The sequence below is a fragment of the Pseudomonas acericola (SeqCode) genome, from assembly GCF_053456465.1.
Genome location: NZ_JBRFJB010000009.1, coordinates 16,689 through 36,208 on the forward strand (window position 1 = coordinate 16,689; position 19,520 = coordinate 36,208).

The 19,520-nt window shown below is 61.2% G+C and carries 18 protein-coding genes; 9 read left to right on the top strand and 9 right to left on the bottom strand.

The genetic code is table 11. From position 1 onward, the window contains the following. The first annotated feature begins 164 nt into the window (after positions 1-164). Both metH and ACU688_RS24490 read left to right on the top strand, forming a co-directional pair. Positions 165-3,875, top strand: coding sequence for a methionine synthase (gene metH / locus ACU688_RS24485; RefSeq protein ID WP_448186703.1), 3,711 nt, complete (start codon positions 165-167; stop codon positions 3,873-3,875). Between the two features lie 146 nt (positions 3,876-4,021). Further along, positions 4,022-4,240 (top strand): DUF2970 domain-containing protein, encoded by a 219-nt coding sequence (locus ACU688_RS24490; RefSeq protein ID WP_257782581.1) that lies wholly within the window; start codon positions 4,022-4,024, stop codon positions 4,238-4,240. Here the strand turns inward: ACU688_RS24490 and ACU688_RS24495 are convergent. Further along, the gene (locus ACU688_RS24495) at positions 4,237-5,304 is read right to left on the bottom strand and encodes an ABC transporter substrate-binding protein (RefSeq protein WP_448186704.1); all 1,068 of its coding nucleotides are present in this window, start codon (positions 5,302-5,304) and stop codon (positions 4,237-4,239) included. The genes ACU688_RS24490 and ACU688_RS24495 overlap by 4 nt on opposite strands. A 422-nt stretch (positions 5,305-5,726) precedes the next feature. On the opposite strand from ACU688_RS24495, the gene ACU688_RS24500 reads away from it, so the two are divergent. Then, entirely contained in the window at positions 5,727-7,385 is a 1,659-nt protein-coding gene (locus ACU688_RS24500) for a nitrite/sulfite reductase (RefSeq protein ID WP_448186705.1), read from the top strand. Continuing rightward, entirely contained in the window at positions 7,369-7,863 is a 495-nt protein-coding gene (locus ACU688_RS24505) for a DUF934 domain-containing protein (RefSeq protein WP_448186706.1), read from the top strand. Before ACU688_RS24500 ends, ACU688_RS24505 begins: the two co-directional genes overlap by 17 nt. A gap of 87 nt (positions 7,864-7,950) precedes the next feature. Here the strand turns inward: ACU688_RS24505 and ACU688_RS24510 are convergent, their stop codons facing one another. Then, the gene (locus ACU688_RS24510) at positions 7,951-8,355 is read right to left on the bottom strand and encodes a MerR family transcriptional regulator (RefSeq protein ID WP_207046014.1); all 405 of its coding nucleotides are present in this window, start codon (positions 8,353-8,355) and stop codon (positions 7,951-7,953) included. Between the two features lie 72 nt (positions 8,356-8,427). On the opposite strand from ACU688_RS24510, the gene ACU688_RS24515 reads away from it, so the two are divergent. Further along, positions 8,428-9,660, top strand: a complete 1,233-nt coding sequence (locus ACU688_RS24515; protein WP_448186707.1) for an NADH:flavin oxidoreductase/NADH oxidase family protein — start codon at positions 8,428-8,430, stop codon at positions 9,658-9,660. A gap of 77 nt (positions 9,661-9,737) precedes the next feature. After that, a complete protein-coding gene (gene poxB / locus ACU688_RS24520; RefSeq protein WP_448186708.1) occupies positions 9,738-11,462 on the top strand; it encodes a ubiquinone-dependent pyruvate dehydrogenase in 1,725 nt (574 codons plus the stop codon). Between the two features lie 115 nt (positions 11,463-11,577). Here the strand turns inward: poxB and ACU688_RS24525 are convergent, their stop codons facing one another. Next, a complete protein-coding gene (locus ACU688_RS24525; RefSeq protein WP_448186709.1) occupies positions 11,578-12,135 on the bottom strand; it encodes an NADPH-dependent FMN reductase in 558 nt (185 codons plus the stop codon). Positions 12,136-12,352: 217 nt separating this feature from the next. Here ACU688_RS24525 and ACU688_RS24530 point away from each other — a divergent pair, with 217 nt between their 5' ends. Further along, on the top strand, positions 12,353-12,589 hold the full coding sequence (locus ACU688_RS24530; RefSeq protein WP_448186710.1) for a hypothetical protein: 237 nt from the start codon (positions 12,353-12,355) through the stop codon (positions 12,587-12,589). 61 nt (positions 12,590-12,650) lie between these two features. Here the strand turns inward: ACU688_RS24530 and ACU688_RS24535 are convergent, their stop codons facing one another. Then, positions 12,651-12,995, bottom strand: coding sequence for a hypothetical protein (locus tag ACU688_RS24535; RefSeq protein ID WP_448186711.1), 345 nt, complete (start codon positions 12,993-12,995; stop codon positions 12,651-12,653). Between the two features lie 109 nt (positions 12,996-13,104). On the opposite strand from ACU688_RS24535, the gene ACU688_RS24540 reads away from it, so the two are divergent. Beyond that, positions 13,105-13,998 carry a LysR substrate-binding domain-containing protein gene (locus ACU688_RS24540; protein WP_448186712.1) on the top strand — a complete coding sequence of 298 codons (894 nt, stop codon included), beginning with the start codon at positions 13,105-13,107 and terminating at the stop codon, positions 13,996-13,998. Here the strand turns inward: ACU688_RS24540 and ACU688_RS24545 are convergent. The 3 genes from ACU688_RS24545 to dnaQ form a co-directional block, all read right to left on the bottom strand. Beyond that, a complete protein-coding gene (locus tag ACU688_RS24545) occupies positions 13,995-14,576 on the bottom strand; it encodes a GNAT family N-acetyltransferase (protein WP_448186713.1) in 582 nt (193 codons plus the stop codon). The two genes, ACU688_RS24540 and ACU688_RS24545, sit on opposite strands and share 4 nt — an antisense overlap. 8 nt (positions 14,577-14,584) lie before the next feature. After that, a complete protein-coding gene (locus tag ACU688_RS24550) occupies positions 14,585-16,840 on the bottom strand; it encodes an Orn/Lys/Arg family decarboxylase (RefSeq protein WP_448186714.1) in 2,256 nt (751 codons plus the stop codon). Between the two features lie 147 nt (positions 16,841-16,987). Continuing rightward, entirely contained in the window at positions 16,988-17,728 is a 741-nt protein-coding gene (gene dnaQ, locus ACU688_RS24555; RefSeq protein WP_448186799.1) for a DNA polymerase III subunit epsilon, read from the bottom strand. Positions 17,729-17,928: 200 nt separating this feature from the next. Between dnaQ and ACU688_RS24560 the strand changes: the two genes are divergently transcribed. After that, entirely contained in the window at positions 17,929-18,237 is a 309-nt protein-coding gene (locus tag ACU688_RS24560; RefSeq protein WP_448186715.1) for a DUF2388 domain-containing protein, read from the top strand. A 3-nt stretch (positions 18,238-18,240) separates the two neighbouring features. Here the strand turns inward: ACU688_RS24560 and rnhA are convergent, their stop codons facing one another. Continuing rightward, on the bottom strand, positions 18,241-18,693 hold the full coding sequence (gene rnhA, locus ACU688_RS24565) for a ribonuclease HI (protein ID WP_017738572.1): 453 nt from the start codon (positions 18,691-18,693) through the stop codon (positions 18,241-18,243). A gap of 31 nt (positions 18,694-18,724) precedes the next feature. Beyond that, positions 18,725-19,483 (bottom strand): class I SAM-dependent methyltransferase, encoded by a 759-nt coding sequence (locus ACU688_RS24570; RefSeq protein WP_017738571.1) that lies wholly within the window; start codon positions 19,481-19,483, stop codon positions 18,725-18,727. Positions 19,484-19,520: the final 37 nt, after the last annotated feature.

A 19,520-nucleotide genomic window follows, 5' to 3' on the forward strand; every position in this document is an offset into this window, starting at 1 on the left:
CCCGGTCCCGATTCAATGCGTGCGCTGAAAATTTGCCGCTGATTCTACCGGGCCACACCCCCAAGCAACATGAACGATATTCATGCAAAACCTGCACATGCTCTAAATCGGCACAGGTTTGCTATGATTCACGCCCTCCGTAATGCCTGACCTAGAGTAGTCCCATGTCCGATCGTAGCGTTCGTCTGCAAGCCCTTCATCAAGCCCTCAAGGAACGTATCCTGATCCTCGACGGTGGTATGGGCACGATGATCCAGAGCTACAAACTGGAAGAAGAAGACTACCGTGGCAAACGCTTCGCCGACTGGCCAAGCGACGTCAAGGGTAACAACGACCTGTTGGTGCTCACCCGTCCCGACGTGATCGGCGGCATCGAAAAAGCCTACCTGGATGCTGGCGCCGACATCCTCGAAACCAACACCTTCAACGCCACGCGCATCTCCATGGCCGACTACGGCATGGAAGAACTGGCCTACGAACTCAACGTAGAAGGCGCACGGTTGGCGCGCAAGATCGCTGACGCCAAGACCGCCGAAAACCCGGATAAGCCGCGCTTCGTCGCTGGCGTGCTCGGCCCGACCAGCCGTACCTGCTCGCTGTCGCCGGATGTGAACAACCCCGGCTACCGCAACGTGACCTTCGATGAACTGGTGGAAAACTACACCGAGGCCACCAAAGGCCTGATCGAAGGCGGCGCCGACCTGATTCTGATCGAAACCATTTTCGACACCCTTAACGCCAAGGCGGCGATCTTCGCCGTGCAGGGTGTGTTCGAAGAGCTGAATATCGAATTGCCGATCATGATCTCCGGCACCATCACCGACGCCTCCGGCCGTACCCTGTCGGGCCAGACCACCGAAGCGTTCTGGAACTCCGTCGCCCACGCCAAGCCGATTTCCGTGGGCCTCAACTGCGCCCTGGGCGCCAGCGAACTGCGTCCGTACCTGGAAGAGTTGTCGAACAAGGCCAACACCCACGTATCCGCGCACCCCAACGCCGGCCTGCCCAACGAATTCGGTGAATACGATGAACTGCCGTCGGAAACTGCCAAGGTCATCGAAGAATTCGCCCAGAGCGGCTTCCTCAATATCGTCGGCGGTTGCTGCGGCACCACGCCGGGCCATATTGAAGCCATCGCCAAGGCCGTGGCCGGTTACGCACCGCGCCCGATCCCGGACATTCCCAAGGCTTGCCGCCTGTCGGGCCTGGAGCCATTCACCATTGATCGCAGCTCGTTGTTCGTCAACGTCGGCGAACGCACCAACATCACCGGCTCCGCGCGTTTCGCCCGGCTGATCCGTGAGGACAACTACACCGAAGCCCTTGAAGTCGCTCTGCAGCAGGTGGAAGCCGGCGCCCAGATCATCGACATCAACATGGACGAAGGCATGCTGGATTCGAAGAAGGCCATGGTGACCTTCCTCAATCTGATCGCCGGCGAGCCGGATATCTCCCGCGTCCCGATCATGATCGACTCATCCAAGTGGGAAGTGATCGAAGCCGGCCTGAAGTGCATCCAGGGCAAGGGCATCGTCAACTCCATCAGCATGAAAGAAGGCGTCGAGCAGTTCATTCATCACGCCAAGCTGTGCAAGCGCTATGGCGCAGCGGTGGTCGTGATGGCGTTCGACGAAGCCGGCCAGGCCGACACCGAAGCGCGCAAGAAAGAGATCTGCAAGCGCTCCTACGACATCCTGGTCAATGAAGTGGGCTTCCCGCCGGAAGACATCATCTTTGACCCGAACATCTTCGCGGTCGCCACCGGCATCGAGGAGCACAACAACTACGCCGTCGACTTCATCAACGCCTGTGCCTACATCCGCGACGAACTGCCGTACGCGCTGACCTCCGGCGGCGTGTCCAACGTGTCGTTCTCGTTCCGTGGCAACAACCCGGTGCGCGAGGCGATCCACTCGGTGTTCCTGCTGCATGCGATCCGCAACGGCCTGACCATGGGCATCGTCAACGCCGGCCAACTGGAGATCTACGATCAGATCCCGGCCGAGCTACGTGACGCCGTGGAAGACGTGGTGCTCAACCGCACCCCGGAAGGCACCGACGCCCTCCTCGCAATCGCCGACAAGTACAAGGGCGACGGCAGCGTCAAGGAAGCCGAGACCGAGGAATGGCGTGGCTGGGAAGTCAACAAGCGCCTGGAGCACGCACTGGTCAAAGGCATCACCACCCACATCGTCGAAGACACCGAGCTGTCGCGCCAGTCGTTCGCGCGGCCAATCGAAGTGATCGAAGGCCCGCTGATGTCCGGCATGAACATCGTCGGCGACCTGTTTGGCGCGGGCAAAATGTTCCTGCCACAAGTGGTGAAATCCGCCCGCGTGATGAAGCAGGCCGTGGCCCACCTGATCCCGTTCATCGAGCTGGAAAAAGGCGACAAACCGGAAGCCAAGGGCAAGATCCTGATGGCCACGGTGAAAGGCGACGTGCATGACATCGGCAAGAACATCGTCGGCGTGGTGCTGGGTTGCAACGGCTATGACATCGTCGACCTGGGCGTGATGGTGCCGGCGGAGAAAATCCTGCAGGTGGCCAAGGAGCAGAAGTGCGACATTATCGGGCTGTCCGGCCTGATCACGCCGTCCCTGGATGAAATGGTCCACGTCGCCCGCGAAATGCAGCGCCAGGGCTTCCACTTGCCGCTGATGATCGGTGGCGCGACCACCTCCAAGGCGCACACGGCGGTGAAGATCGAACCCAAGTACAGCAACGATGCCGTGATCTACGTGACCGACGCCTCCCGCGCGGTGGGCGTGGCCACGCAGTTGCTATCCAAGGAATTGAAGGCCGGTTTCGTCGAGAAAACTCGCCTGGACTACATCGACGTGCGCGAGCGCACCTCCAACCGCAGCGCCCGCACCGAGCGCCTGAGCTACCCGGCCGCCATCGCCAAGAAGCCGCAGTTCGACTGGAGCACCTACACCCCGGTGACGCCGACCTTTACCGGCGCCAAGGTGTTGGACAACATCGACCTCAAGGTACTGGCCGAGTACATCGACTGGACACCGTTCTTTATTTCCTGGGACTTGGCCGGCAAGTTCCCACGCATCCTCACCGATGAAGTCGTCGGCGAAGCCGCCACCGCGCTGTACGCCGACGCCCAGGAAATGCTCGCCAAGCTGATCGACGAAAAGCTCATCAGCGCTCGCGCGGTGTTCGGCTTCTGGCCGGCCAACCAGGTGAAGGACGATGACCTGGAAGTCTATGGCGATGATGGCCAGCCCCTGGCGACCTTGCATCACCTGCGCCAACAGATCATCAAGACCGACGGCAAGCCGAACTTCTCCCTGGCCGACTTCGTCGCGCCAAAAGACAGCGGCGTAACCGACTACGTGGGTGGTTTTATCACCACCGCCGGCATCGGCGCCGAGGAAGTGGCCAAGGCATACCAGGACGCGGGCGACGACTACAACTCGATCATGGTCAAGGCCCTGGCCGACCGCCTGGCCGAAGCCTGCGCCGAGTGGCTGCACCAGCAAGTGCGTAAAGACTACTGGGGTTACGCCAAGGACGAGCAACTGGACAACGAGGCGCTGATCAAGGAGCAGTACAGCGGCATCCGCCCTGCCCCGGGTTACCCGGCGTGCCCGGATCACACCGAGAAAGGCACCTTGTTCCAACTGCTCGATCCCGAAGCGCGCGAGATGGAAGCCGGTCGCAGCGGCGTGTTCCTCACCGAGCACTACGCGATGTTCCCGGCGGCGGCGGTCAGCGGCTGGTACTTCGCGCACCCGCAAGCGCAGTACTTTGCCGTGGGCAAGATAGACAAGGACCAGGTCGCGAGCTACACCGCGCGTAAAGGCCAGGACTTGAGCGTGACCGAGCGCTGGCTGGCGCCGAACTTGGGTTACGACAACTGACAGCAGGCTTCTTGTGGCGAGGGAGCTTGCTCCCGCTGGAGTGCGCAGCGCTCCCAAGATCGTGGGGCCGCTACGCAGCCCAGCGGGAGCAAGCTCCCTCGCCACAGCGTCTATGCTGTCCTCAGGCTCTTTGCAGCGGAGGATGTATGGACGATCCAACAGACAACAAGCCCCCAACCTTCTGGCAGATGCTCCACAGCGTCATGGCGGCAGCCTTTGGCGTACAGAGCGGCAAGAACCGCGCCCGCGACTTTACCCACGGCAAGCCCAGCCACTTTGTGATCCTGGGCATCCTGTTCACGGCGGTGTTTGCCTTGACGCTGTTCGGTATCGTCAAGCTGGTGCTGCACCTCGCCGGGATTTAGCGCAGCAGCAGTTGCAGGTTGAACGGGTAGCGGTAGGACGCCGGCTTGCCTTTGGCCGACAAAGCGCGGAAGTTCACCGCCGGCAGCGGCCCGAGCAATCGTTGCGCCTGGGCGCCATCGATCAACTGGAATAACGCAGCCTGGCGGTCACGCCCGCCGTGCGCAGCCAAATCCACACCCGCGGCATCATCGCTGATCAACACCATCGCCCAGCCACCCAGGGTGAAATGCCCGGCCACCAAGGTGCTCAACCGCCCATCGAGGCGTGCCTGCAATATCTCCGGTGAACTGTTGATCGCGCTGAACAGCACGTCCTTGCCCGGTGTGCGCCCGCTACGTTGCAGGGCCTGCATCGCGCCCAGGGCCATTTGATCGTTGGCCGACCATACCAGCGCTGTCTGCGGATAGCGCTTGAACAGTTGCGTCGCTTGCTCGAAGGCGCGCTCGCGCGTCCACTCACCGTAGACCAACTGGCGCAGGCGCACGTGCGGATGCTGCGCCAACGCTCGGCGCATGCCCTGTTCGCGCAACTGCGCAGAGGGGGTGTTCTTGACCCCGGAAAACGCCAACAGGTCGAGGAACTGGCCGGGGGCAACCGGACCGTGCTGGCGCAGCAGATCGGTGAGCATCAGGTAGCCCGCTTCGTCGTCGTTGGGCACCAGGCTGCCGATCCATTGCGCGGCGTTGCGCCCGTTGAGCATCTGCACTTGGTCGGGGGTTGGCAGGCTGTTCACAATCAACAGCTTGACCCCGCTGCCCTGGGCCATGCGCAGAATCTGCGGCGCCACGTATTGCTCGTTCACCAGCACCAGATAATCGGGCCGCGCAGTGCCTTGCAGCACGTCCCTGGCCTGGACCAAATAATTCTGGGGATCACGCTCGGAATAACGCACACGCAAATCCAGGCCGAGGTCCTTGGCCGCGGCCTGCATGAATTGCGTGTAACTGACCCAGAAGGTTTCCGTTGACAGGCCCGGGTTGATAAACACCACAGACGTCGCATGAGCCACAGCCCCGTACGCCGCCCCCAACAACCACACACACGTAATCAGAACCTTCAACATCGTCATTCAAGCCTTGAGCAATGACCGCCATGATAGTGGCAATTAGCTGCTCAATCGAGGCTCAATCAACGTCGTTTATTGGTGGCTCACCCAGAACACGGCGGTGCCCACCACTAGGATAATCAAGAACAGAATGGCCCAGGCATCAACGGTACTGTCGGGTTTACGGGCTTTTGTCGGATTGCTCATCGCATCGCCTCTTGTCGGTTTTATAGGTGACTGCACTAAGACTCGACCTCAGTAAAGTCGATGATTGTCCGCATGACAAATGTGGTTATCGCGAGAACCAGTCTCATTAGTCATTTTGGTTATTTGCATATACTCAAACATCACTTTTGCGCATAAACGCAAACTGGTATCGTGCGCCGGCTCCGTTGGGAGTGCGCGGCCGTGCGCGCAGATTTGCCGAGAACAGGACCTATATGTACGTATACGACGAATACGATCAGCGCATCATCGAGGACCGCGTCAAGCAGTTCCGTGATCAGACCCGACGCTACCTAGCAGGTGAACTGAGCGAAGAAGAGTTCCGCCCTCTGCGCCTGCAAAATGGCCTTTATGTTCAGCGCTTTGCGCCGATGCTGCGGGTAGCCGTGCCGTATGGCCAACTGACCTCGCGTCAGATGCGCATGATGGGCAAGATTGCCCGCGACTTCGACAAAGGCTACGCGCACATCAGCACCCGCCAGAACGTACAGTTCAACTGGCCGGCGCTGGAAGACGTGCCGGATATCCTGGCTGAACTGGCGACTGTGCAGATGCACGCCATTCAGACCAGCGGTAACTGCCTGCGCAACGTGACCACCGACCAATTCGCCGGCGTTGCCGCTGACGAACTGATCGACCCGCGCCCCTGGTGTGAAATCGTCCGCCAATGGACCACCTTCCACCCGGAATTCGCCTACCTGCCGCGCAAGTTCAAGATCGCCATCAATGGCTCGACCTCGGACCGCGCCGCCATCGAAGTACACGATATCGGCCTGGAGCCGGTGTACAACGCAGCGGGCGAGTTGGGTTTCCGCGTACTGGTGGGTGGCGGCCTGGGCCGTACGCCGGTAGTCGGCGCGTTCATCAACGAGTTCCTGCCATGGCAGGACCTGCTGAGCTACCTCGACGCCATCCTGCGGGTCTACAACCGCTACGGCCGTCGTGACAACAAGTACAAGGCCCGGATCAAGATCTTGGTTAAAGCGCTGACGCCTGAGGTGTTCGCCCAGAAAGTCGACGCCGAGATGGAACACCTGCGCGGCGGCCAGACCACCCTGACCGAAGCCGAAGTGCATCGCGTTGCCAAGCATTTTGTCGACCCTGAATACAAGGCCCTGAGCAACCAGGGCGCCGAGCTCGCAGCCCTCGACCTGGAACATCCAGGTTTCGCCCGCTGGCGTGGCCGCAACACCCTGGCGCACAAGAAGCCAGGCTACGTGGCCGTGACCCTGTCGCTGAAACCGACCGGCGTTGCCCCGGGCGACATCACCGACAAGCAGCTGGACGCCGTTGCCGACCTGGCCGACCGCTACAGCTATGGCCAACTGCGTACCTCCCACGAGCAGAACATCATTCTCGCGGACGTTGAGCAGAGCCAATTGTTCACCCTGTGGGGCGAGCTGCGCGAAGGCGGTTTCGCCACGCCGAACATCGGCCTGCTGACCGACATCATCTGCTGCCCGGGTGGCGATTTCTGCTCCCTGGCCAACGCCAAGTCGATCCCGATTGCCGAATCGATCCAGCGCCGTTTCGACGACCTGGACTACCTGTTCGACATCGGCGAGCTGGACCTGAACATCTCCGGTTGCATGAACGCCTGTGGTCACCACCACGTTGGCCACATCGGCATCCTGGGCGTGGACAAGAAAGGCGAAGAATTCTACCAAGTGTCCCTGGGTGGCAGCGCCAGCCGTGATGCGAGCCTGGGCAAGATCCTGGGCCCATCGTTCGCCCAGGAAGCCATGCCCGAGGTGATCGGCAAGCTGATCGACGTGTACATCGAACAGCGCACCGAAGATGAGCGTTTCATCGACACCTACCAGCGCATCGGCATCGACCTGTTCAAGGAGCGCGTCTATGCAGCGAATCATTAAGAACAACGAAGTCCTCGACGAAACCTGGCACCTGCTGCCCAAGGACGCGAGCTTCGATGGCATTTCCAACTGCGACGACCTGATCGTGCCGCTGGCCCTGTGGCGCGAGCATGGGCACGCCCTCAAGGCCCGCGATGGCGGCCTGGGTGTGTGGCTGGACGCCGACGAAGAAGCCGAAGAGATCGGCGCTGACGTGGAGCACTTCCAGGTCATCGCGCTGAATTTTCCGGCCTTCACCGATGGGCGCAACTACTCCAACGCGCGCCTGCTGCGTGACCGTTATGGTTACAAAGGCGAACTGCGCGCGATTGGCGATATCTTGCGTGACCAACTGTTCTACCTGCACCGCTGCGGGTTCGATGCCTTCGCCTTGCGCGCCGACAAAGACCCGTATGAAGCACTGGAAAGCCTCAAGGACTTCTCCGTGACGTACCAGGCCGCAACGGATGAACCGCTGCCGCTGTTCCGCCGCCGCTAATGATCGTTCCCACGCTCTGCGTGGGAACGCCGCCCCGGACGCTCCGCGTCCTGGCACATGAAAAGCCCTGGCATGCCAGGGCTTTTTTTATCCATTGAGTTTGATCGACGCCAGCACCTGCTTCTGCCCCATGGAACACGGCACACCTTCCGGCTGCGCCCGCACCGCCTCGATCACGCCCAACAACTGCGCCTTGCTGTGGGCCAATTGCGCCTGCATCTCCTCGATCTGCACCACCTTGCGCTCCAGCGCCTCGATCAGCTCCTCACGCTTGTGCTCGCCTGGCGCTGGCATCAACGCCTTGAGTTCCTGCAAGGTAAAGCCGGCCTGTTGTGCGCTCTGGATCAGTTGCAGCGTCTGCAACGCCTCCGCCGAGTAGCGCCGATAACCATTGGACTGGCGCCCCACCTGGCTGATCAGCCCCTCAGCTTCATAAAAACGGATGCGTGACGCCGCCAATCCACTCTGTTTTGCCAACTCACCTATATTCATCGCCAACGCCTGCTTGACATTAAAGTTAACTTTAAGCTTAGCCTGAGGCCTCCCCCGCTCAGGAGTCAACCCATGTCACCCTTTGAAGCCTTGCAACTGCCCAATGGCCAAGTCATCTCCAACCGCATCGCCAAAGCCGCGATGGAGGAAAACATGGCCGATGGTAATCAGGCGCCGTCCCGCGAATTGAAGCAACTCTACAAGGCATGGGCCGAGGGTGAGCCGGGCCTGCTGATTACCGGCAACGTGATGATTGACCGTCGCGCCATGACCGGCCCCGGTGGTGTCGCACTGGAAGACGAGCAACAGCTGGACAGTTTTCGCGAATGGGCCGATGTCGCACGGGGCAAAGGCGTGCACTTCTGGGTGCAACTCAGCCATCCGGGGCGCCAGACCCCGGCCAATCTGCGTCAGCAAGCCGTGGCGCCTTCCGCCGTAGCCCTCGACCTGGGCGGCTTTTCAAAGATGTTCGCCAAGCCCAAGGCCATGACCGAGGCCGAGATCCAGGAGGTGATCCAGCGCTTTGCCACCAGCGCCCGCCTGGCCGAGAAAGCCGGGTTTACCGGCGTGCAAATCCACGGCGCCCACGGCTATCTGCTGAGCCAGTTTCTTTCGCCACTGAGCAACCAACGCACCGACCGCTGGGGTGGCCCGCTGGAAAACCGTGCGCGCCTGCTGCTGGAGGTGATCCACGCTGTGCGTGCCAGCGTCAGCCCGTCCTTTTGCGTGGCGGTCAAACTCAACTCGGCAGACTTCCAGCGCGGCGGTTTTGCCGAGGCTGATGCCCGCGCGGTGGTCGAGATGCTCAACCCGCTGCCCATCGACCTGTTGGAGCTGTCCGGCGGCAGCTACGAAGCACCGGCCATGCAGGGCGAAGCGCGGGACGGGCGCACTTTGGCTCGCGAGGCGTACTTCCTGGACATGGCCACGGAGCTGGCCAGCATTGCCCAGATGCCGGTGATGGTCACCGGCGGCATCCGCCGCCTGCCGATCGTGCAGCAGGTGCTCGACAGCGGCATCGCCATGGCCGGGATCGCCACCGCCCTGACCCTGGAACCGCAACTGATCAAGCACTGGCGTGAGGGGCGCGATCCCAACCCGCAACTCAAGCCGATTGACTGGAAGCGCAAGCCCCTGGCATCCCTGGCGATCCTCGCTGTGGTGCGTTACCAGATGCATCGCCTCAGCCGTGGCCACCGGCCCAAGGCCAACGTTGCGCCGTGCATGGCGCTGGTGCGCGACCAGTGGTTTATCGCACGGCGTACGCGCCAATACCGCGCCGCCATGACGCAATCTTCACAATAAAGGCTGAGCATTCGCCATGATCGAACTGTCCCCTATTGATCAGCAGTTTTTAACCTCACTGACGATTGGAGTTCTTCATGGCGAAAATCAACCTGGCCCAGCAGTTGGCGACCACCCTTGAACAGGCGGGCATCAAGCGCATCTGGGGCCTGACCGGCGACAGCCTCAACGGCCTCACCGACGCCTTGCGCACCATGGACAGCATCGAATGGATGCATGTGCGCCACGAGGAAGTCGCCGCATTCGCCGCCGGTGCCGAAGCCGCTGCCACCGGTGAGTTGACGGTGTGCGCCGGCAGTTGCGGGCCAGGCAACCTGCATTTGATCAACGGCCTGTTCGACTGCCATCGCAACCATGTACCGGTGCTGGCGATTGCGGCGCAGATTCCGTCCACTGAGATCGGCCTTAATTACTTTCAGGAAACCCATCCCCAGGAACTGTTCAAGGAGTGCAGCCACTTTGTCGAACTGGTTACCAACCCTGAGCAGATGCCCCACGTGCTGCACCGCGCCATGCGCGCAGCGATCCTCAATCGCGGCGTGGCGGTGGTGGTGATTCCAGGGGATGTGTCGTTGCTGGAAGTGGAGAGCAAACTCAAGCCCTGGCCTGCCCTGCACACCCCGCGCACCTTGCCGGCGGAACAGGATCTGCAACGCCTCACCGACATCCTTGAACACAGCCAAAAAGTCACCCTGCTCTGCGGCAGCGGTTGCGCCGGTGCTCATGACCAGGTCGTTGCCCTGGCCGATGCCTTGGGCGCGCCCGTGGTGCACGCCTTGCGCGGCAAGGAACACGTGGAATGGGACAACCCGTTCGATGTGGGCATGACCGGCTTGATCGGCTTCAGCTCTGGGTACCACGCCATGCTCGACTGCGACACGTTGATCATGCTCGGCACTGACTTTCCCTACCGCCAGTTCTACCCCACCGACGCACGGATCATCCAGATCGACCGCAACCCGCAAGCATTGGGGCGTCGCGCCACGCTGGACCTGGGCATTTGCGCCGACGTGAGTGAAACCATCGCCGCCCTGCTGCCGCGCCTGACGCGCAAAACAGATCGCAGCTTTCTTGACACCTCGCTAAAGCACTATGAGAAAGCCCGCCAGGGCTTGGATGACCTTGCGCAGCCCTCAAAGGCCAACCGACCGATCCACCCACAATACGTGGCGCGCCTACTCAGTGAATTGGCGGACGATGATGCGATCTTCACCGCCGATGTGGGCTCGCCCACCGTATGGGCGGCGCGCTACCTGAAGATGAATGGCAAGCGCCGGCTGATCGGCTCGTTCAACCACGGCTCCATGGCCAACGCCATGCCCCAGGCCATCGGTGCACAGGCGGCATTTCCCGGCCGGCAGGTGATCTCGATGTCTGGCGACGGCGGTTTTGCCATGCTGATGGGGGATTTCATCTCGTTGGCGCAGTTGAAATTGCCGGTAAAAGTCATCGTCTTCGACAACTCCTCACTGGGGTTCGTGGCCATGGAGATGAAAGCCGCAGGCTACCTGGACGCCGGCACCGAGCTGAAAAATCCGGACTTTGCGGCCATGTCGAACGCCATGGGCATCCTGGGGATTCGCGTGGAGCAGTCCGAAGATCTGGAGCCTGCATTGCGCCGCGCCCTGGAACATGATGGGCCGGTGTTGGTGGATGTGGTGACGGCGACTCAGGAATTGGTGATGCCGCCGAGCATCAAGCTGGAACAGGCGAAAGGCTTCAGCCTGTACATGCTCAAGGCGGTGATGAGTGGGCGTGGCGACGAGGTCATTGAGCTGGCGCGGACCAACTGGCTTCGCTAAACCTAATGTGGGAGCGGGCTTGCTCGCGAATGCGGTGTGTCAGTCGGTGTATTTATCAACTGACAGATTGAATTCGCGAGCAAGCCCGCTCCCACATTTTGATCTCATTACCAAGTCAGGCTTTTTGCTTGGCTACCCACTGGCCATAGGCATCGATAAACGCCTGCAAGAACGGCCGGGTCTTTTCCGATAGCTTGCCGGCCTCATCAAACACACTCCCCGCACCGCCCAGGTAGGCTTCCGGCTGCTGCATGCACGGCACATCGAGAAACACCAGCGACTGGCGCAGATGATGATTGGCACCAAAGCCACCGATGGCGCCCGGCGACACGCTGATGATCGCGCCGGGCTTGCCGCTCCAGGCGCTTTTGCCATACGGGCGCGAGCCCACATCAATCGCATTCTTCAACGGTGCCGGCACGGAGCGGTTGTATTCCGGGGTCACGAACAACACCGCGTCGGATGAACTCACCTGCTGACGGAAACTACTGTAGGCTGCCGGCGGTGTCGCGCCGTCAATGTCTTCGTTGTAGAGCGGCAAATCGCCAATTTCGACGATGTTCAACTTGAGGTTGGCAGGGGCCAGTGCGGCCAAGGCCAGGGCGACCTTGCGGTTGATCGACTCTTTTCTCAAGCTGCCAACCAGGACGGCAATCGTGTAGACCTTGCTCATGGAGGTTTTCCCGACGTCTGACTAAAGGAGTGTGTAGTTATAGAGTCTTCGCGGCACGTTCACCAGAAGGTTTTGAGAATCCCCCAAGTGCCTTACCTTGTAGGAATAGTCTCAAAACGACAGCGAATAGTATTTTTTTCACGTAGGTAAACTACACCGCTCCATGACGGTCTACAGAACCGCAAATCGAGTGATTATCTCCAGAGGTTCTAAACAGATGGCAGCAGTACTAGTCGGACAGTTTCATGCCAGAGACGCAGAGGGACGCGTGTATTCGGTGCATGAGTTCCAGGAATCCAACCCGGTGCAAGGCGATGTGACTGGCTCTGCGCCTACCACCACCTACAAGCTGGCCATTGGCGACCGTGTAGAAAAGCTGGAAGGCGATGAATTCAAATTGATTCAGTCGGGCATCATCATTGTGCGCGAATCGGAAACGACCCTCGCTTCATAAGACCACGCCCTGTCCACCCGCTCAGTCCTGGCCATGCACGGCGTTGACTGGGTCGGGGTGATCAAGGGCGGCGGATCTGCGTGACCTCTATCCCCTGCTCACCTTCGACTTCCTTCAGCGCCACCAACACCTTCCCCCGCTCGCCCTCTACGGCATACAACGAACGCTTGTAGCCCGCGGCATCATTGCTGGGGTGCGCAACCACCTGCCGGACCAGTGCAATCTCCAGCACAGCGCCCACCTGCTCGGTCACCTGCTCCTGCGAGCGGACAAACGCTTCAAGTGCCAGATTGTCCGGCGTGGTGTTGTCATGAAGGTCGAAGAGATAAGCAGCCACACACCCCACGGTCACCAGGACCAGGAGTTGCTTGGCCGTTACCCCGAAGAATGTCGAGGGTAGAGGCATATGGGACCAGACCTGTTTTTGTTGTAAGTGCCGGGAGCCGGCTTTGGTCGTTGTTGATCAGCGCAGCCATTCTATTGAATCCCCGGCGCGCTGCACATAGACTCCGCCGATGCGTTTACGTCATATCGAAGTGATTCAGGCCATCTTGCAGACCGGACACCTCGGCACGGCCGCCGAATGGTTGCAACTCCCCGTGGGCGATGTGGATGCCGCGCTCAAGGACGCCGAGCAGCAACTGGGCTTCATGCTGTTCGCCAGCGTGCGCGGGCGCCTGCAGGCCACGCGCGAAACCCTGGAGCTGCAAGCCACCATCGCTCAGGTGTACGAAGCGCTGGAGCCGGTACAACGCCTGGCCAGTCGCTTGAAACACCATCACGCCCCGCCCCTGCGCGCCTTGTGCACCCCGCCGCTGGCCAATCAATTGCTGCCGCAAAGCATTGCGGTACTGCGCCGACGCTTCCAGGACACGCCGTGCAACCTGTCTAGCCAGCCGACCCGAGAGATTGTCAGGAGCCTGCTGCTGCACGAGGCCGAGGTCGGCCTGAGCCTGCATGACCCGGAACACCCACAAATCCACAGCACCGTGCTGGCCCAGGGCAAACTGCAATTGCTCGCGCCCCACGGCTGGCTCAAGCCCAAGCAAAAGTACATTGCGCTGGCCGACCTGGCCGGGCAGTCGATGATCGGCCTGGAGGGCCAAGACCCGCTGAGCCGCCTGCTCGACGCCAAGCTGCAAGCCTTGCGCCCACTGCCGGTGGTGCAGACCCGCGTGCAGACCTACCAGATGATGCGCAGCATGGTAGAAGCCGGCGAAGGCCTGGCGATTGTCGATCCGTTCACGGCCTTTGGCGCACGGGACGCCGGGCTGGATGCGTGCCCGCTGTCACCGCCGATCCTGGTCAACCTCTATGCGCTGACCCTCAAGGACGGCGCAACCTCCCCGGCACTGAATGCATTGCTGGAGATTGTCACGCAGAAGGCGCAAGACCTGTTGGCGGGTTAAGGCTTGGCGCCTTCGCTCTTGAACAGCCGATACCAGAAGATCGCCACCTCACGGGTTTGCGGATCGATACCGCGATAGCGCAAGTGGTCGATGCCGCCCATCACGTAGCCGCAACGCTCGTACAGGCGGCAGGCGCCGAGGTTGTTGTTCTGGGTTTCGAGCATCATGCCCGGCAGGTTTTTCTTGCGGCTCCAGAATTGCGCCACATCCAGCAGCGCCTTCGCCACCCCATGACGCCGTGCGGGCAACGCCACCGCCAATTCATCGACATGGGCAAAACCATTCCAGTTGGTGCTGACCACGATGTGGCCCACCGCTTGATCGTCGAGGTAGGCCATGAAGATCGCGCTGTCGGGCGCATCACGGAAACTGGCGAACTCTTCCGGGTCGATGCCATAACACTTGCGGTACGGCAGGATGCGTTCCACCGCCCATTGATCGACTCGCACGTCCATCTCCGGCACGCCATAGGCGCTGACCTCAAAGCTGAAGTCATTGCCCCACACGTAGGCATCGAAGCCCTCGTCGGCGACCCGCACACTGAGCCCTGGATACTTCGGGTTCATTACAGCTTGCATAAACATTCTTAACCCTTGATGCAATCGACGGTGTAACAACGACCACTGCCGTCGTCTTCGTGTTGCAACCCGTGAACATCTGCGACAAAACCCGGGAAGCTGCTATCGAACGTACGGGCAAACGCCAGGTAGTCGATGATCGACCGCGTCGACTCGGTAAACCGCTCCCCAGGCATGATCAGCGGAATGCCCGGCGGGTAAGGCACCAGCATTACCGCTGCGATGCGTCCTGGCAAGGCATCAATGGAAACCGCCTCCACTTCGCCCCTCACCAATTGGTCATAGGCGTCCGCCGGTTTCATCGCGATTTCCGGCAACACGGTGTACATGCGCTTGAGGTGTTTGGCCGTGGCGTTGCTGCGATAGCAGCTGTGCAATTGGTTGCACAGGTCGCGCAGCCCCAGACCCTGATAGCGCACCACGCCTTGGGCATAGACCGAGGGCAAGCAACTGGCGAGGCTGACATTGGCGTCGTAGCTGCGTTTGAATTCCAGCAACTCGGTGAGCAAGGTGCTCCATTTGCCTTTGGTGATGCCCATGGAAAACAGGACGAGGAAGGAATACAGCCCGGTCTTCTCCACCACCAGTCCACGCTCCCAGAGGAACTTGCTGACCACCGCCGCCGGAATCCCGCAATCGCTCAGCGCTCCGCCAGCATTGAGACCGGGCATCACCAGCGTAACTTTGATCGGGTCAAGCAGGACGTAATCCTCGGCAACGTCACCAAAGCCGTGCCAATCGTCTTCGGGATGCAACAACCAATCCGCCGTCGCCACTCGGTCGATGCCGGCGACCGAGGGCGGCTGCCAGATGGAGAACCACCAGTCTTCGGCAGCGATATGCTGACGCAGGTTGGCCAGGGCGCGACGAAAACTCAGGGCCTCGTCGAACATTTCCTGCAACAGCGAGCGACCGGCCGGGCCTTCCATCATGGCCGAGGCCACGTCGAGCGAGGCGATGATGCTGTACTGCGGCGAGGTGGAGATATGCATCATGAACGCTTCGTTGAAACGGTCGCGGTCCAGTTGGCGCGCACCACCGTCCTGCACATGGATCATCGAGGCCTGGCTGAAGGCCGCGAGCAGTTTGTGCGTGGAGTGCGTGGTAAACACCAGAGGGCTGTCCGGCGTGCGCGAGGTGCCCATGCCGTAGCGCCCGGCGAAGAACTCGTGAAACGCCGCGTAGGCGTACCAGGCTTCGTCAAAGTGCAGCACTTCGACACTGTTGCCCAATTGCTGCTTGATCAGTTCGGCGTTGTAGCACAGCCCGTCGTAGGTGGAGTTGGTGACCACCGCCATCTTCACCTTCGGCGGCCGACCACGGGTCAGCGGGCTGGCGTCGATCTTGGCGCGGATCGATTCCGGGCTGAACTCACTCAATGGAATCGGGCCGATGATCCCCAGTTCGTTGCGCTCCGGGCACAGGTACAGGGGGATCGCGCCGGTCATGATGATCGAATGCAGCACCGACTTGTGGCAGTTGCGGTCCACCAGCACCAAGTCGTCGCGGCCGACCATGGAATGCCAGACGATCTTGTTCGCGGTGGACGTGCCGTTAATGACGAAGAACGTGTGGTCGGCGCCAAAGTTGCGTGCGGCGCGCGCCTCCGCTTCGGCCAGCGGGCCGGTGTGATCCAGCAGCGAGCCCAGCTCCGGCACAGACACCGACAAGTCCGAGCGCAAGGTGTTTTCCCCGAAGAACTGATGAAACGCCTGCCCCACCGGGCTTTTGCGGTAGGCCACGCCACCGCCATGGCCGGGGGTGTGCCAGGAATAGTTGGAGTCGGCGGTGTGTTGCACCAGCGCCTTGAAGAATGGCGGCAGCAGGCCGTCCAGGTAAGCGCGGGCAGCGCGGGCCACTTGTCGGGCGAGAAACGGCACGGTGTCTTCGAACAGATAGAGAATGCCGCGCAGCTGGTTGAGCTCGCTCATGGCATCAGCCGGCGCGTTTTCCAGGGTGACTTGCTCGCCCAGGGCGAAGATCGGCAGGTTGGGCGCCCGCAGCCGCGCCAGGCGAATCAGCTCGACCATATTTTGCAGCAGGTGGGTATTCTCGCCGGCGCCTTCGGCGGCGATTAGCATGCACGCCAGGCCATGATGGGTGGACGCCACCAGCCGGCCTTCGGCGTAGTCCACTGCGGAAAAAATACTGAAGCCTTCCTGCTCCAACTCTCGGGCGATGCCGCGAACCCGGTCACCGGCAACGGTGTCGGCCTTGATGTCGCGATGCACGATAAGCACAGGGAACTTCAGGTCTTTGTACATGAGTGCGCGGAGTCCTGAGGGCTATGCACTCAAGGGTAGAAGCTGGGAGCGGATGTAGCGAATGAAGATTTTGAAAGCACTGCTGCTCAATGGTGGGAGCTGGCTTGTGTGGGAGCTCCCACATTTTGGATGACATTCAGCCCGGGCTTACTGTTCGGTCAGTTGAGTCCACAGTGCCGGCGCGCCCGCCGACTTGGCAATCGCTTCCAACCGCTGCGCATGCTCGACCAGATCCTTCTCGCTGGCACGGATGATGGTGATGGGCTTGCGATCCGCAGACAGGCGACTGATCTCCGAAGGCCGGTTGCCCGAGCCTTCCGCCGAGCCGCTGCCATCCGAGGCGTTACCGGCCAGGGACAGGCTGGTCTGCCCGCCGGTCATGGTCAGGTAGACGTCAGCAAGAATCTCGGAGTCGAGCAAGGCGCCGTGAAGTTCACGGCCGGAGTTGTCGACGCCATAACGTTTGCACAACGCATCGAGGCTGTTGCGCTGACCCGGGTGGCGCTCACGGGCCATCATCAAGGTATCGAGGATCGAGCAGTGCTTGGAAATGTCCGCGCGATCCGTCGCCCCCATCAGGGAGAATTCGTTATTGATGAAGCCGACGTCGAACGCCGCGTTATGGATGATCAGCTGGGCGCCGTTGATGAACTCGAAAAACTCATCGGCCACTTCGGCAAAGCGTGGCTTGCCTTTGAGGAACTCGTCGGTGATGCCGTGGACGCCGATTGCGCCTTCGTCACTGTCGCGATCAGGTTGCAGGTAGACGTGGAAGTGACGACCGGTGAGGCGTCGCCCCATCAGTTCGACACAGCCGATTTCAATGATCCGGTGGCCATCGGTCACCGGCATGCCGGTGGTTTCGGTATCGAGTACAACGGATCGGATGGCCATCAGGGTTCAGCTCTCAACGGGTGGTGTATTTCAAAGGCCGGGATATTAGCACGTCATGCCCCAAGCAGCCCAAGGCTGGCCCAAGGCCTTAACGTTTCCACAGTTTCTTACACTCTTTCGCAAAGCCGCCGCAGTTTGCCCGAGGCCCTCTTGCTAGCCTGCACGCCCCAGCCAACCACGGATTGCGCAACACCATGAACCTCTCAAAAGCCCTGTGTACCCTGCTGCTGATGGGCGGCGCCTGCACGGCGCACGCCACCAGTTTTGTGATGACCACCGACTTTATGGTCAGCCTGTCCATGAGCGCCACCAAGGGCACCAGCTCTTCATTCAAGGATGACAAGATTGTCCAGGCCGCCAGGGATGACGCCGAAGCCTTCGTCGCCAGCGACGGCGAGATCCGTGGTGTGCGCCTGGAGTCGGCGCTGGCGCATGTGCGCGAACGCCTGCCCGGGCAAACCTACAGTGATATGCAACTGGCCCAGGCCATCGCTGCGCTGTAGGCGTCAGCTCTGCTTGTAACCGCGCACTTCGTCCACACCCCGGTTGGCCAACTGGTCGGCGCGTTCGTTGCCAGGATGGCCGATGTGCCCGCGCACCCATTTCCAGGTGATGTCATGGCGATTGCACTGCTCGTCGAGCAGTTGCCACAGGTCGGCATTTTTTACCGGTTCCTTGGCGGCAGTCTTCCAGCCACGCTTCTTCCAGTTGACCATCCACTCATTGATGCCCTTCATCACGTACTGCGAGTCGGTCACCAGCAGCACGTTGCAGCGGCGCTTGAGCTCTTCCAGGCCGCGAATGGCGCCCATCAGCTCCATGCGGTTGTTGGTGGTGTTGGCTTCGCCGCCCCACAGCTCCTTCTCCACGCCCTTGCACACCAGCAACGCGCCCCAGCCGCCAGGGCCCGGGTTGCCCTTGCAGGCGCCGTCGGTGAAGAGTTCTACGGTATCGGTCATCGGTTACTCGGTTCGAAATCAAAAAGAAGTTTTACGGTTCGCTTTGCTTGCGGTTGACCTTGGCCATCGGCATCGGCACGAGCTTGCCCATGGGTTCGCGCCGTAACTGGCGCACGGGCCGCAGGCCCACCACGATCTTGCGCGCCACCAATAAATAGAAGCCGCCACCCGACAGCTGCCAGGCGCCCGCGCGGCGTTCCCAGCCGGCCAGCCGGGCCTGCCACTTGGTCGAGGCAAGCGGCGGACGATAGCACCCGAAGCGGCGTTTCTCCAGCGCGAAGCCCAGCAGGTTCAGCCAGTCGCCCACCCGCGAAGGCGAGATACAGCGCGCCTGGCGCAGGCCGTCGTGGGCGAACACATGGCGCAGGCCCCAACTGCTCCAGGGGTTGATGCCGACAATCAGCAAATGGCCACCCGGGCGCACGCTGCTCGCCGCTTCACGCAGCAGGCCGTGGGGCGACAGGCAAAAATCCAGGCCATGCTGCAACACCACCACATCGGCGGCGTGCTCGCTCAGCGGCCAGGCCTGTTCCTCGCAGACAATCTCCACCCCCGGCAGCGGTGCGCCGAGGCGCACATTGCGTTGCACCTGCGGTGCGGACGGCGGGGTCTGGGCCGAGGGGCCGTAATGCACGAGGTAACCACCAAAAAACCGGCCCAGCTCGTCTTCGAGCATGCGCCGCTCTTCATCCAACAGGAATTGCCCGATCGGCCCCGACAGCCATTCGCGGGCGGCGCTGATCAGGGCCAGCCACTCAGGATCGGCCTGGGCGAACGCTTTATCAGTCATTGCATTCTCCAACTCGCCTAGACGTTCTAAGATGCAC

Bases quoted from the DNA above. Each gene is read 5' to 3' on its own strand.
- metH (WP_448186703.1), top strand. From the start codon at position 165: ATGTCCGATCGTAGCGTTCGTCTGCAAGCCCTTCATCAAGCCCTCAAG.
- ACU688_RS24535 (WP_448186711.1), bottom strand. From the start codon at position 12,995: ATGCCTCTACCCTCGACATTCTTCGGGGTAACGGCCAAGCAACTCCTG.
- rnhA (WP_017738572.1), bottom strand. From the start codon at position 18,693: ATGACCGATACCGTAGAACTCTTCACCGACGGCGCCTGCAAGGGCAAC.
- ACU688_RS24550 (WP_448186714.1), bottom strand. From the start codon at position 16,840: ATGTACAAAGACCTGAAGTTCCCTGTGCTTATCGTGCATCGCGACATC.
- ACU688_RS24560 (WP_448186715.1), top strand. From the start codon at position 17,929: ATGAACCTCTCAAAAGCCCTGTGTACCCTGCTGCTGATGGGCGGCGCC.
- ACU688_RS24570 (WP_017738571.1), bottom strand. From the start codon at position 19,483: ATGACTGATAAAGCGTTCGCCCAGGCCGATCCTGAGTGGCTGGCCCTG.
- ACU688_RS24540 (WP_448186712.1), top strand. From the start codon at position 13,105: ATGCGTTTACGTCATATCGAAGTGATTCAGGCCATCTTGCAGACCGGA.
- ACU688_RS24505 (WP_448186706.1), top strand. From the start codon at position 7,369: ATGCAGCGAATCATTAAGAACAACGAAGTCCTCGACGAAACCTGGCAC.
- ACU688_RS24515 (WP_448186707.1), top strand. From the start codon at position 8,428: ATGTCACCCTTTGAAGCCTTGCAACTGCCCAATGGCCAAGTCATCTCC.
- ACU688_RS24500 (WP_448186705.1), top strand. From the start codon at position 5,727: ATGTACGTATACGACGAATACGATCAGCGCATCATCGAGGACCGCGTC.
- ACU688_RS24525 (WP_448186709.1), bottom strand. From the start codon at position 12,135: ATGAGCAAGGTCTACACGATTGCCGTCCTGGTTGGCAGCTTGAGAAAA.
- poxB (WP_448186708.1), top strand. From the start codon at position 9,738: ATGGCGAAAATCAACCTGGCCCAGCAGTTGGCGACCACCCTTGAACAG.
- ACU688_RS24495 (WP_448186704.1), bottom strand. From the start codon at position 5,304: ATGTTGAAGGTTCTGATTACGTGTGTGTGGTTGTTGGGGGCGGCGTAC.
- ACU688_RS24530 (WP_448186710.1), top strand. From the start codon at position 12,353: ATGGCAGCAGTACTAGTCGGACAGTTTCATGCCAGAGACGCAGAGGGA.
- ACU688_RS24490 (WP_257782581.1), top strand. From the start codon at position 4,022: ATGGACGATCCAACAGACAACAAGCCCCCAACCTTCTGGCAGATGCTC.
- ACU688_RS24545 (WP_448186713.1), bottom strand. From the start codon at position 14,576: ATGCAAGCTGTAATGAACCCGAAGTATCCAGGGCTCAGTGTGCGGGTC.
- ACU688_RS24510 (WP_207046014.1), bottom strand. From the start codon at position 8,355: ATGAATATAGGTGAGTTGGCAAAACAGAGTGGATTGGCGGCGTCACGC.